The sequence below is a fragment of the Mycolicibacterium anyangense genome (assembly GCF_010731855.1).
Lineage (GTDB): Bacteria > Actinomycetota > Actinomycetes > Mycobacteriales > Mycobacteriaceae > Mycobacterium > Mycobacterium anyangense.
The window spans coordinates 3,758,016-3,770,224 of record NZ_AP022620.1; the positions used below are offsets into that span (position 1 = coordinate 3,758,016).

Annotated in this window: 13 protein-coding genes; 9 read left to right on the top strand and 4 right to left on the bottom strand. The window is 66.9% G+C overall.

What is annotated here, in order from left to right:
• Position 1: 1 nt before the first annotated feature.
• The gene (locus tag G6N35_RS17840; protein WP_163805451.1) at positions 2 to 1,198 is read right to left on the bottom strand and encodes a cysteine desulfurase-like protein; all 1,197 of its coding nucleotides are present in this window, start codon (positions 1,196 to 1,198) and stop codon (positions 2 to 4) included.
• Positions 1,199 to 1,306: 108 nt separating this feature from the next.
• Between G6N35_RS17840 and G6N35_RS17845 the strand changes: the two genes are divergently transcribed.
• The 5 genes from G6N35_RS17845 to wzm are packed head-to-tail and all read left to right on the top strand — an operon-like array spanning position 1,307 to position 6,358.
• Positions 1,307 to 3,283 carry a DUF6541 family protein gene (locus G6N35_RS17845; protein WP_163805452.1) on the top strand — a complete coding sequence of 659 codons (1,977 nt, stop codon included), beginning with the start codon at positions 1,307 to 1,309 and terminating at the stop codon, positions 3,281 to 3,283.
• Between the two features lie 28 nt (positions 3,284 to 3,311).
• Positions 3,312 to 3,824, top strand: a complete 513-nt coding sequence (locus tag G6N35_RS17850; RefSeq protein WP_163805453.1) for a bacterial proteasome activator family protein — start codon at positions 3,312 to 3,314, stop codon at positions 3,822 to 3,824.
• Between the two features lie 4 nt (positions 3,825 to 3,828).
• Complete coding sequence (wzt, locus tag G6N35_RS17855) at positions 3,829 to 4,641, top strand: galactan export ABC transporter ATP-binding subunit Wzt/RfbE (RefSeq protein ID WP_163805454.1); 813 nt, start codon at positions 3,829 to 3,831, stop codon at positions 4,639 to 4,641.
• Positions 4,638 to 5,531, top strand: a complete 894-nt coding sequence (glfT1, locus tag G6N35_RS17860) for a galactofuranosyltransferase GlfT1 (protein ID WP_163807757.1) — start codon at positions 4,638 to 4,640, stop codon at positions 5,529 to 5,531. Before wzt ends, glfT1 begins: the two co-directional genes overlap by 4 nt.
• Positions 5,528 to 6,358, top strand: a complete 831-nt coding sequence (gene wzm / locus G6N35_RS17865; protein ID WP_163805455.1) for a galactan export ABC transporter permease subunit Wzm/RfbD — start codon at positions 5,528 to 5,530, stop codon at positions 6,356 to 6,358. The genes glfT1 and wzm overlap by 4 nt, the downstream gene beginning before the upstream one ends.
• 16 nt (positions 6,359 to 6,374) lie before the next feature.
• On the opposite strand, the gene G6N35_RS17870 is transcribed toward wzm, so the two are convergent.
• On the bottom strand, positions 6,375 to 7,712 hold the full coding sequence (locus tag G6N35_RS17870) for an aminotransferase-like domain-containing protein (protein WP_163805456.1): 1,338 nt from the start codon (positions 7,710 to 7,712) through the stop codon (positions 6,375 to 6,377).
• Between the two features lie 80 nt (positions 7,713 to 7,792).
• On the opposite strand from G6N35_RS17870, the gene G6N35_RS17875 reads away from it, so the two are divergent.
• Together G6N35_RS17875 and G6N35_RS17880 are read left to right on the top strand one after the other, a co-directional pair.
• A complete protein-coding gene (locus G6N35_RS17875) occupies positions 7,793 to 8,416 on the top strand; it encodes a DJ-1/PfpI family protein (protein ID WP_163805457.1) in 624 nt (207 codons plus the stop codon).
• Positions 8,417 to 8,457: 41 nt separating this feature from the next.
• Positions 8,458 to 9,963, top strand: coding sequence for an HNH endonuclease signature motif containing protein (locus G6N35_RS17880; protein WP_163805458.1), 1,506 nt, complete (start codon positions 8,458 to 8,460; stop codon positions 9,961 to 9,963).
• Here the strand turns inward: G6N35_RS17880 and G6N35_RS17885 are convergent.
• The gene (locus tag G6N35_RS17885; RefSeq protein WP_163805459.1) at positions 9,960 to 10,394 is read right to left on the bottom strand and encodes a pyridoxamine 5'-phosphate oxidase family protein; all 435 of its coding nucleotides are present in this window, start codon (positions 10,392 to 10,394) and stop codon (positions 9,960 to 9,962) included. The genes G6N35_RS17880 and G6N35_RS17885 overlap by 4 nt on opposite strands.
• 90 nt (positions 10,395 to 10,484) lie before the next feature.
• On the opposite strand from G6N35_RS17885, the gene G6N35_RS17890 reads away from it, so the two are divergent.
• Positions 10,485 to 11,099 carry an SHOCT domain-containing protein gene (locus G6N35_RS17890; RefSeq protein WP_163805460.1) on the top strand — a complete coding sequence of 205 codons (615 nt, stop codon included), beginning with the start codon at positions 10,485 to 10,487 and terminating at the stop codon, positions 11,097 to 11,099.
• Positions 11,100 to 11,104: 5 nt separating this feature from the next.
• On the opposite strand, the gene G6N35_RS17895 is transcribed toward G6N35_RS17890, so the two are convergent.
• Positions 11,105 to 11,728, bottom strand: coding sequence for an HD domain-containing protein (locus G6N35_RS17895; protein ID WP_163805461.1), 624 nt, complete (start codon positions 11,726 to 11,728; stop codon positions 11,105 to 11,107).
• Between the two features lie 113 nt (positions 11,729 to 11,841).
• On the opposite strand from G6N35_RS17895, the gene G6N35_RS17900 reads away from it, so the two are divergent.
• Complete coding sequence (locus tag G6N35_RS17900; protein ID WP_179967481.1) at positions 11,842 to 12,207, top strand: GtrA family protein; 366 nt, start codon at positions 11,842 to 11,844, stop codon at positions 12,205 to 12,207.
• Positions 12,208 to 12,209: the final 2 nt, after the last annotated feature.

Genomic DNA, 12,209 nt, shown 5'->3' on the forward strand with positions numbered 1-12,209 from the left:
GTCAACCCAGCGACGCCAGCGCGCGGACCAGCTGGTCCACCTCGCCCATCGTGGAGTAGTGGGCCAGCCCGATGGTCACCGCACCGCCGATGTCGTTGACGCCGATGAGGTCGAGGACACGGGAATTGGCGTTGCAGATGGCCAGGATTCCGTTGTCGGCCAGCCGCTGGACCACCCGCTCAGCGGGCACGCCGTTGACGGCGAAGCTGACCACCGGGATATGGACCTCAGGATGGCCGATGACCATCACCAACGGCAGCGACCGCAGCGACGTCATCAGGTAGTCGAACAGCTGGTTCAGGTAGCCACTCGCGGATTGCATTGACACCGCAAGTCTTTCGCGCCTGGTGCCGCGCGCCGACTCGTCGAGTCCGGCGAGGTACTCGATGCTGGCGACCACACCGGCGAGCATCCCGTACTGGTGGCCGCCCAACTCGAGACGGGCCGGCCCGCTGGCGTACGGGTTCATCGACACCGAACCGAACGAGTCGATCAGCGACGGATTGCGGAACACCAGTGCGCCGATCGGCGGGCCCCCCCAGGCGGGCGCGTTGAGCGCGACCACGTCGGCCTCGGCCTCGTGGATGTCCAGCAGTTGGTACGGCGCGGCCGCCGAGTGGTCCAGCACCACCAGACCACCGACGTCGTGCACCAGTTTGGTGACGACGCCGACGTCGGTCATCGTGCCCAGCGTCGAGGACGCGGTCGTCAGCGCCACCAGGCGGGTGGGCGGGGTGATCAGGTTCTCCCACTGCCAGGCGGGCAGCTCACCGGTCTCGATGTCGACCTCGGCCCACTTGACCTTGGCGCCGTAGCGGTTGGCCGCCCGCAGCCATGGGGCGATGTTGGCTTCGTCGTCGAGCCGGCTGACCACCACCTCGTAGCCGATCCCGGCACGCGAGGACGATGCGTCGGCCAGCGACGTCAGCAGGATCGAGCGGTCGGCGCCCAGCACCACACCGGCGGGATCACCGTTGACCAGATCGGCGACGGCTTGGCGAGCCGCCTCCAGGACAGCCACGCTGCGCCGGGCCGACGGGTGCGGGCTGGCGAGGTTAGTGGCCGACCCACGGAAGGCGGTGGACACCGTGGTAGCCACCGAGTCCGGCAGGAGCATTCCGGCCTGGGCATCGAAGCGCATCCACCCGTCGCCCAGCGCTGGGTGCAGACCACGCACCCGGGCAACGTCGTACGGCATGAAGCCCACCTTAAAGCGTCAGAGATTTCGCTACCGAAACAGCGAGAGCGTCCCCGGCCCCGCCGACGGCGCTGAGGGCAGGATCACCTGGGCAGCCATACTAGTCCAGTGAGCTTCGGGTTCGGAGTCCTGTTCGCGGTCTTGTTGCTGACCCTACCGGGCGCTGTGGTGGCGATGGCGGGGCGGCTGAGCTGGCCCGTCGCGATCGCCGTTGGCCCAGTGCTGACATACGGCGTTGTGAGCCTGGCCATCATCCCGCTCGGGGCGGTGGGGATCGCCTGGAACGCACTGACCGCACTGGCGGCGCTGATCGTTGTGACCGCAATCGTGGCGGGTTTGCGGATTCCGCTCGCCCGGCTACGCGATCCGGACTCCGGCACCGCCGCGATAGCGGTGGGGCCGGCCCTGACGACGGGCGCCGGGGTGATCCTGGGCGCGCTGGTGATCGGCCTGGCGGCCTGGAAGGGCACCCCGCACTGGCAGTCCATCCCGAGCAACTGGGACTCGGTGTGGCATGCCAACACCATCCGCTGGATCCTCGACACCGGACAGGCGTCCTCGACCCACATGGGAGAGCTGCGCAACGTCGAAACCCACGCCGCCCTGTACTACCCGTCGGCTTTCCACGCGTTGGGCGCCGTCCTGGCCCAGCTCACCGGTGCCGCCCCGACCACCGCGTACACCCTGAGTTCGCTGGCCGCCGCGGTGTGGCTGTTCCCACTCAGTGCGGCGGTGCTGACCTGGCAATTGCTGGGGGGCAGGACGACGCCATGGCGCACCGCGGGGGCCGCCGCCACCGCGGCCGCCCTGTCGGCAGCGTTCACCTCGGTGCCCTATGTGGAGTTCGACACCGCCTCGATGCCGAACATGGCCGCTTACGGCATCGCGGTGCCCGCGTTCGTGCTGATCACCTCGTCCCTGCGACACCGCGACCGCATCCCGCTGGCGGTCCTGGCCCTCATCGGGGTGTTCTCGGTGCACATCACCGGCGGTGTGGTCGTGGTGACGTTCGTGATCGCCTGGTGGCTGCTCGATGCGTTGTGGCACCCGGTGCTGGGCCGCCTCCGCGACTTCGTGACGCTGGTCTGCGTCGCCGCCCCCACGCTGGCGGTGCTGCTACCGCAATTCCTCGGGGTGCTGCAACAGGCCGAGATCATCACCGGCCACGCCTTCCTCACTCACCAGGGCCGCAAGAAGGCGCTGTTCGACGCGATCGTCCAGCACACCCGCCATCTCAACGACTATCCGATCCAGAACATGCTCATCGCGCTGGCCGCCGCGGGATTCCTGCTGCTGCTGATCAAACGCGTCTGGTGGCCGGCCGCGGTATGGGCCCTGCTGGTGGTCTCGATCGTGCACTCCTCGGCACCATTCGGCGGCCCGATCGGAGCGATCACCGGCAAGTACAGCGACCTGTTCTACAGCGACCCGCGTCGACTGTCGGCCGTCGTGACCATGCTGCTGGCGCCGATGGCCGGAGTGGCGCTGTGGTCGCTGGCGCTGCTGCTGGTCGCCGGGGTGCGGCGGCTGGTCCGGCGGTTGGGTGCCACCGACCCCGACCGGGGAGTGTGGATCGGCGCGACAGCCACCCTGCTGACCGTGGTTGTTATCGGCCTGAACTGGCATTACTTCCCCCGACACCGCCACCTCATGGGCGAGAAGTACGACCAGGTGATGGTCGACAACAAAGATCTGGAAGCCATGGCCTACCTCGCCAGCCTGCCCGGCGCGCACGACACCCTGATCGGCAACGCCAACACCGACGGCACCGCCTGGATGTACGCGGTCGCGGACCTGCATCCGCTGTGGACGCACTACGACTATCCGGTGCAGCAGGGGCCCGGCTATCACCGGTTCATCTTCTGGGCCTATGCCGACGACGCCGACCACGACCCGCGGATCGCCGAAGCGGTGAAGGCGCTGAACATTCGCTATGTGCTCACCGGCAGCCGGATAGTCCGCGGGTTCGTGATGCCCGACGGTCTAGTGTCACTAGACAAGTCCGCGTCGTGGGCGAAGATCTACGACAACGGCGAGGCCCGTATCTACGAATGGCGCGGGCCGGCGCCGACGGACAGCCGATGACATCGAATTCAGAGGGAATGCTCAGCGCATGACAGCGAACACCGACGACGACAACATCGAGATCATCAGCAACCCGGACGCGGTGTCGGCCGGTGAGGACGACGATCAGCGCTCGATCACCGAACTGGTGGAGCAGCCGGCCAAGGTGATGCGGATCGGCACGATGATCAAACAGCTCCTCGAAGAGGTCCGAGCGGCTCCGCTGGACGACGCGAGCCGCACCCGGCTGCGCGAGATCCACGCCACGTCCATCCGCGAACTCGAGGACGGCCTGGCTCCCGAGCTGCGTGACGAACTCGAGCGGCTGGCCCTGCCGTTCACCGAGGACAGCATCCCGTCCGACGCCGAACTGCGCATCGCGCAGGCCCAGCTGGTCGGTTGGCTCGAAGGGCTGTTCCACGGCATCCAGACCGCGCTGTTCGCCCAGCAGATGGCGGCCCGCGCGCAGCTGGAGCACATGCGTCAGGGCGCATTGCCGCCCGGCATGGGTCAGCCCGGAGTCCCCGGCGGCCCCGGCCACGGAACCGGGCAGTACCTGTAGCCCAGTGTCAGCCGATCCCTACATCGAGACCCGCGACGCCTGGGTCGAGTTCCCGATCTTCGACGCCAAGACGAGATCGCTGAAGAAGGCGTTCCTCGGCAAGGCCGGTGGCGCCATCGGCCGCAACACCGACAACGTCGTCGTCATCGAGGCACTGCGCGACATCACCATGACCCTGAAGATGGGCGACCGGGTCGGGCTCGTCGGCCACAACGGTGCCGGCAAGTCGACGTTGTTGCGGCTGCTGTCCGGAATCTACGAGCCCACCCGCGGCTCGGCGACCGTACGTGGCCGTGTCGCACCGGTTTTCGACCTCGGCGTCGGGATGGATCCGGAGATCTCCGGCTACGAGAACATCATCATCCGCGGGCTGTTCCTCGGGCAGACCCGCAAGCAGATGGCCGCCAAGGTCGACGAGATCGCCGAGTTCACCGAACTCGGCGAGTACCTGTCGATGCCGCTGCGCACCTATTCGACGGGTATGCGGGTGCGACTGGCCATGGGTGTGGTCACCAGCATCGACCCGGAGATCCTGCTGCTCGACGAGGGCATCGGCGCCGTCGACGCGGAATTCCTGAAGAAGGCACAGCACCGGTTGCAGGCGCTGGTCGAGCGGTCCGGAATCCTGGTCTTCGCAAGCCATTCCAATGAATTCCTGGCCCGGTTGTGCAAGACCGCGATGTGGATCGACCACGGTACGGTCCGGATGAGCGGCGGGATCGAGGATGTGGTGCGCGCCTACGAGGGCGAGGACGCCGCCCGCCACGTACGCGAGGTCCTAGAGGAACACAAGGCGGATTGGTCGACGCAGCCGTGACCGAGTTGGTGTGCGCCGTCGTCGTCACCCACCGACGTCCGGACGAACTGGCCAAATCGCTCGACGTCCTGACCACCCAGAGCCGGATGATCGACCACCTGATCGTGGTGGACAACGATAACGATTCTCGGGTGCAGGATCTGGTAGCCGGGCAACCCGTGCCGACGACCTACCTCGGGTCACGCCGAAACCTCGGTGGCGCAGGTGGTTTCGCATTGGGGATATTGCATGCCCTCGCGCTGGGCGCGGACTGGGTGTGGCTGGCCGACGACGACGGCCGGCCCAAGGATCCCGAAGTGCTCGCCACCCTGCTGGCCTGCGCCGCCCGGCACGGACTGGCCGAGGTCTCACCGATGGTGTGCGATCTCGACGACCCCGAGCGGTTCGCGTTCCCAGTCCGTCAGGGTCTGAAATGGCTTCGCCATCCACGCGAGCTGGGCAGCGGAAGCTTCCTGAGCGGCTACGCCTCGCTGTTCAACGGCGCGTTGTTCCGCGCCGAAACCCTGACCGCCGTGGGTGTTCCGGATATTCGGCTGTTCGTCCGCGGCGACGAGGTCGAGGTGCACCGGCGGCTAGTCCGCAGCGGGTTGCCGTTCGGCACCTGCCTGGACGCGGTGTACCTGCATCCCTACGGCACCGACGAGTTCAAGCCGATCCTCGGCGGCCGGATGCACACCCAATACCCCGACGATCCGGCCAAGCGGTTCTTCACCTACCGCAACCGCGGCTACCTGCTGTCGCAGCCGGGTCTGCGCAAACTCCTGCCGCAGGAATGGCTGCGCTTCGGGTGGTACTTCCTGGTGACCCGTCGCGATCCCGCCGGACTACGCGAATGGATTCGATTGCGGCGCATGGGCCGTAAGGAGAGGTTCGGGAGGCCTTCAGCGTGACCTTCACCGACGCCGCCACCCAGTCCAAGACGTTCACGCGGGCGTGGGGCGACCTGATCGACGGATTCCGCAAGCGTGAGCTGTGGCTTCATCTCGGCTGGCAGGACATCAAGCAGAAGTACCGCCGCTCGGTTCTGGGCCCGTTCTGGATCACCATCGCCACCGGCACCACCGCGGTGGCGATGGGTGCGCTGTACTCCCAGCTGTTCCATCTGCCCCTGGCCGAGCACCTGCCGTACGTGACGCTGGGGCTGATCATCTGGAACATGATCAACGCGGCGATCCTCGAAGGCGCCGACGTGTTCATCGCGAACGAGGGCCTGATCAAACAGCTGCCGACTCCGCTGTCCGTGCACGTCTATCGGTTGGTGTGGCGGCAGATGATCCTGTTCGGCCACAACATCGTCATCTACGTGGTGATCGCGATCATCTTCCCCAAACCCTGGTCGCTGGCCGACCTGTCGGTGATCCCGGCACTGATTCTGATCATGCTGAATTGCGTGTGGGTGTCGTTCTGCTTCGGCATCCTGGCGACCCGCTACCGCGATATCGGGCCGCTGCTGTTCTCGGTGGTCCAGTTGCTGTTCTTCATGACGCCGATCATCTGGAACGCCAACACGTTGGAGCAGCAGGGTGCCGGCAAGTGGGCCAAGATCATCGAGCTCAACCCGCTGCTGCACTATCTGGACATCCTGCGGTCCCCGCTGCTGGGTGCTCACCAGGAGTTGCGGCACTGGATCGTGGTGGTGGGCCTGACGATCGTCGGCTGGCTGGTGGCGGCATTCGCGCTGCGGCAGTACCGGGCGCGCGTTCCGTACTGGGTGTAGTCGGTCGCGGGAGGGATCACGCATAGGGATCCATCTCGATGGCACGCCTGACCGTGCTGAGCGCGTCGGGAAGTGCGGCAAGGCTGGCGGATCCCAGCGCAAGGCGGATCGCCTGCGGCGGATTCGCGGTGATGGCGAACGGCTCCGCTGTCGAGATCGAGATCCGGCTCTCGGACAGGGTGGCGGCGATCCGGTCGGCTCGGGCGTTGTCGGGCAGCTTCACCCAGGTGAAGTACGACGTCGGATAGGTGGACTGCTCCAACCCCTTCAGCGCGTCGGCTGCCATGGCCTGCCTGCGCAAGGCGTCGGCTCGCTTCTGAGCTTCCAACCGTGCCACTGTCCCGTCCGCCAGCCAGCGGGTCACGATCGCGGTGGTGAGCGCGGGAGTGTTCCAGGTCGTCGCGCGGATTGCGCGCTCGATGGCGGGCATTCGGCCCGCCGGCGCCACCACAAATCCGACGCGCAGGCCAGTGGCGACGTTCTTGGAGATACCGGAGACGTACACGGTGTGCTCGGACGCGAGCGCTGCCAGCGGAGGCGGCGGCCGGTCTACCAGATAGGCGTAGGACGCATCCTCGATGATGAGCAACTCATGCTCGTAGGCGATGTCCCGCAACTCTTTCCGGGCTTCGCCGTCGAGAACCCAGCCCAGCGGATTGTGCAATGTCGGCATGGCATAGAGAGCGCGAACCGGCCGGCGCCGACACAGGCTCTTCAGCGCATCGAGATCTGGGCCGTTCACAGTTGTTGGTAGCGGCGCCAATTCGAGATGCAGTGCTTCGGCCAGCACTCTGAAGCCGGGGTAGGTGACGGCGTCGGCGGCGACGACGTCCCCCGGCTGCAAGGTCGCCAGCGCGGTGACAGTCAGCCCGTGTTGGGCGCCGTTGACGAGGGCAACGCGATCGGGAGTGACATCGAGTCCGCGGCTGAGCAGGTGGGTGGCCACCACGGCTCGGTCGCGTTCCCGGCCCCCGTGAGGTTGGTAGCGCAGCAGTATGTCCAGATCGCCGGAACCGGCCAGCTCCCGCAATGCGTGGCGCAGGAGGGCGGCTTGGTCGGGCAGGACGGGATAGTTGAAATTCAGGTCGACGATGTCGCCGGCGAGGGCGTGCTGGTCGATACCGTGACCCGGCGGGAGTGCGAGGTCACGAACGAACGTCCCGCGCCCCTGCTCGCTGCTGACCAGTCCCATTGCGCGCAGTTCGGCGTAGATGCGCGAGGCAGTGACCACGGCGATTCCTGCGCTGGCCGCGAGATCCCGATGCGTCGGCAACTGCGTTCCGGCACTGAGCCGGCCGCTGCGGATGTCGGCGGCCAGTGCGTCCAAGATCGGCTTGTAGCGGGCTGCTGGCACGCCCGGATTGTATGCATGACAATTCTTTGACCGTCATGCATGGGAGTTCCTACCGTCTCATCACGACGAAAGGACTCTTCATGCACATCGCCATCCTGACCTTCGAGGGCTACAACGAACTGGACTCATTGATCGCACTCGGCGTGCTCAACCGCGTGCAGGCCGATGACTGGCGGGTCACCGTCGCTACCCCCACCGAGCGGGTGACGTCGATGAATGGCGTCACGATCGGGCAGATGTCCAGCTTGACGGAGGCCCTCGCCGCCGACGCGGTGATCGTCGGCAGTGGCATCGCGACCCGCGAGGTGGTCGAGACTCCGGCGATCATGGACGTCCTCAGCGGGCTGGACCCGCAGCGCCAACTCATCGGTGCGCAATGCTCCGGGGCACTGGTCCTGGCCCGGCTCGGCCTCTTGCGCGACGTGCCGGCCTGCACCGATCTGACGACGAAACCGTGGGTGGTCGCAGCCGGGGTCGACGTGTTGAACCAGCCGTTCTTCGCCAGGGGCAATGTCGCCACCGCCGGGGGCTGCCTGTCCTCGCCGTACCTTGCGGCCTGGCTCATCGCGCGACTGCGCGGCGAAGAGGAGGCCCGGGCGGGCCTGCACTATGTCGCACCCGTGGGCGAGAAGGACGAGTACGTCGACCGAGCATGGCACGCCATCGCGCCGTATCTGGCCTCCCATTTGCAGGTATCTGTCTAGGGATTCTGCGGCTTGTCGGCGGCCCGGGTATACTCGAACACATGTTCGATACCGGCCTTGTTTCCGCTGATGACGGCGCTGTAGTCGCCGCCATTGAGGAGTGGGCCGTCGCCGAGGCCAAGGCCGCGGCGCAGCGGATCGCGGCGATCGGGGAGCTGGTTCGACGCCGCTGCAGCGGGGACCAGCGAGATCGGTGGGCATGCGATTCCTGGGATTCCGCGGCCGCTGAGGTGTCCGCAGCCCTGGGCATACCGCACGGCCGCGCCTCGGGCGAGATGCACCTCAGCGAGGCGATGCGCTATCGATTGCCTCAAGTGGGTGCTCTCTTCCTGGCCGGCCGGTTGAGCTATCAGGTGTGCCGCGCGATCTCCTGGCGCACCATGAACGTCGGGGACGACGAGGCACTCGCGCTCATCGACGCCGCACTTGCGCAGGCGGCAGTGGCGTGGGGTCCGATGTCGGACTACAAACTGGCGCAGGCCATCGACGTCTGGATCGACCGGTATGACCCAGGTGCACTGCGACGCACCAGGGTGACGGCACGCAGCCGCGATGTGCGGTTGGGCTCCAAGGACGAGGCGGCCGGGACCACAACCCTCACCGGCCGGTTGTTCACGACCGATGCCGCGCTGCTGGATCGCCGGCTCACCCAGATGGCGCACGCCGTCTGCGACGACGATCCGCGGACGATCGGCCAGCGACGCGCTGACGCCCTCGGCGCACTGGCTGCGGGATCCGATCGCCTGGCCTGCACCTGCGGTTCGCCCGAATGTGCGTCAGGTGCGGACGACGGCCGGGCGTCGAGCATCGTGATCCACGTCCTGAGCGAGGCCGAAGCGCTTGAGGGGCAACCAGATCCGGCCATGTCTGGTGAGACCACGCCACCGCGGGTGACCCGGGACACGCCACTGGCCGAGGCGTTGGCACCCAACCCGGAACCTGCGCCGACCGCCAAGCCGTCGACCGCCGTGCTGACGGGTCGTGGCGGGGTGGTGGCACCCGCCCTGCTGGCCCAGATGATCCGGTCCGGTGCGAAGGTGCGCCATGTACGCCGGCCCAGCGATAAGCCTGAGTCCGGCTACCGGCCATCGGCGGCGCTGGCCGAATTCGTCCGGATGCGCGATCTCACCTGCCGGTTCCCTAATTGCGATGTGCCGGCGGACATGTGCGACATCGACCACACCGTGCCATGGCCAGCCGGCCCCACGCATGCGTCGAACCTGTCCTGCAAGTGCCGAAAACATCACTTGCTCAAGACATTCTGGGACGGCTGGTCCGACCGACAGTTGCCGGACGGCACCCTCATCTGGACATCGCCCGCCGGGCGGAGATACGTCACCCATCCGGGCAGCCGCTTGCTGATCCCGCAATGGGTCACGACCACCGACGAACTCCCCGCTCCGTCAGACAGACCGGTCCGCGCCACCGGCCTGACGATGCCCATGCGACGACGAACCAGGGCTGCTCAACGCGCCGCGAATATCACCCGTGAGCGCGCGATGAACGACGCCTACGTCGCCGACCGCAACGCACCGGCGCCCTTCTAGCTCGGATACGCACCGTGATCGGGCTCCGGCCCGAACTGGAACCGTCGGCCGGAGACCTCCGTCGGCGTGACCCGCACGTAGCGCAACTTCTCGGTGGCCACCCACGGCAGCAGTTGCGCACGGTCGGCCTCGTGGATGTCATCGGCGGCGGACAACACCTGCGCGGTGCCCCGAACGATCACGCTCCACCCATCGGCGACGGTGTGGTCGTCCACCTCGAAGAGAACTTTGTCGTTCATCACCGTGCTGAACAGCTTCGTACCTTCGGCGGTGCGGAACAGCAGCGTGCCGTTCTGCGTGACGAAGTTGACGGGAAAGATCTCCAGCTGGTCGCCGATGTGGGTGACCAGCCGACCCAGCGCAACGCTGTTCAGCAGATCCCAACTCTCGTCAGCGCTGAGGACCGTAATCGGACCCTGTTGGACTGTCATGGCCAGATCTTGCTCCGGCAACCAGCGGCCCGAATAGGGTCGAACGGCCCTTCGCCAGCGCCTGAGCTAACGGCGCGCTACGCTCGGTGGGTGTTCGGCTTCGGTGGCCGCTTGGACAAGGTCGGCGTGCGCGCGTACGCCGACATCCTGGCCGCGGAACAAACCTCGGTGTCGGTCAGCATTGGGAACCCAAATCTTGTGGGCAACAGCGAGATTCGGTGGAAGCTGCAGTTGCGCGTACTCCCCGAGTCCGAACCTTCGTTCGAGGCCACCCTGCATGCGCTGCTGCCCCAACTGAACCGACCAAGGCCGGGGACCCGGGTGACGGTGCGCTACGACCCCAAGGACCACAGCAGGATCGAGTTGGATCAGCAGCCGCAGTCGCCGGCCACCACCGCCATCGACGCGATCACCGCTGCCCGCCCCGATCTGGCCGGCAGTCAGGTGATGGGAATGCCGGTGGCCGAGATGATCCGCAATGCCATAGCCGACCCGAACGCGTTTCGCGCCCAGATGATGCAGCGCGGCGCCGAGATGCAGCAACAGGCCATGGCGGCCATGCAGGCCGCACAGCCCCAGCCGGCTGCGCCCGCAGCGCCGGATCCGGTCGACCGACTCGAGCGGCTGGCCGCGCTCAAGGACCGCAATCTGATCACCGACGAAGAGTTCGAGCAGCAGAAGCGCCGGATCCTCGGCGAGATCTGACCCGATCAGTCGGTCAGCGTCGACAACTCGGCGCGCAGGTTCGCCTGGGCCGGCGCCTCCCAACGCTGCCTACCGTACTCGGTGCGGAACACCCCGGGCCCGCTGAGCAGATTCGCCAGCACCTGCAGCCGCCCCTTGCGGAACACGTCATCGGAGATGTGGCCGTATTCGGCGCGGATGGCGGCGGTGTTGGACACATACCGCTCGGGAGACAGCGCCAGCGACGCCAGGTCGGCATCGGAGAGCACCTCACCGTTGTGATCACCCGGGGCTGGATCGTGCGTGACGGTCATCCGCACCAGGCGGGCCACCTCGTCGACCAACTCTGGTTCCACTTCGAGTCCGGACAACTCGTCCTCGGCCCGGCGGGCGCTGAGTTCCTCGTCATCGGGGCGGCCCGCGTACACCGAGTCGTGGTACCACGCCGCCAGCCGCACGGCGTCGGCGTCATCGCTCAGCGCAGCCAGTTCCTCGACATGGCGCAGGATGTCGCGCAGGTGGTCCACCGAGTGATACCGGCGATGCGGCTCGGACCACGACGCCAGCAGCGCGCGGCCCACCGCCTCCGCGCCGGTGTTCGCGGTGTGCCGGGCGAGTAACGCCACCCACGTCTCGAGCAGATCCTGCACCCCTCAATGGTGCACAGGCCGCGGCGCAGGCGCGCACCCACCCGGGCAGTAACTAAGCTTCACGCGTGTCCGACACCACCCCGACGACCCCGCTGAGCCTCAAGACGCAGGTCGTGCGCTTCATCGTCACCGGTGGCCTGTCCGCGATCGTCGACTTCGGGCTATACGTACTGCTCTACAAGTCCGTCGGTATCCAGGTCGACTCGGCCAAGGCGCTGAGCTTCATCGTGGGGACCATCACCGCGTACCTGATCAACCGGCGTTGGACGTTCCAGGCACCACCCAGCCGCTCCCGCTTCATCGCGGTGATGGCGCTCTATGCGCTGACCTTCGCCGTCCAGGTCGGACTGAACCACGTCACGCTGCATCTACTGGACTACCGCACCTGGGCGATCCCGGTCGCGTTCGTGATCGCACAGGGCACCGCGACAGTGATCAACTTCATCGTGCAACGGGTCTGGATCTTCCGGCTGGCCTAAGT

Excerpts from the sequence above, each read along its gene's own strand:
- G6N35_RS17880 (WP_163805458.1), top strand. The coding sequence starts at position 8,458 with ATGTTCGATACCGGCCTTGTTTCCGCTGATGACGGCGCTGTAGTCGCC.
- G6N35_RS17840 (WP_163805451.1), bottom strand. The coding sequence starts at position 1,198 with ATGCCGTACGACGTTGCCCGGGTGCGTGGTCTGCACCCAGCGCTGGGC.
- G6N35_RS17875 (WP_163805457.1), top strand. The coding sequence starts at position 7,793 with ATGCACATCGCCATCCTGACCTTCGAGGGCTACAACGAACTGGACTCA.
- G6N35_RS17850 (WP_163805453.1), top strand. The coding sequence starts at position 3,312 with ATGACAGCGAACACCGACGACGACAACATCGAGATCATCAGCAACCCG.
- G6N35_RS17885 (WP_163805459.1), bottom strand. The coding sequence starts at position 10,394 with ATGACAGTCCAACAGGGTCCGATTACGGTCCTCAGCGCTGACGAGAGT.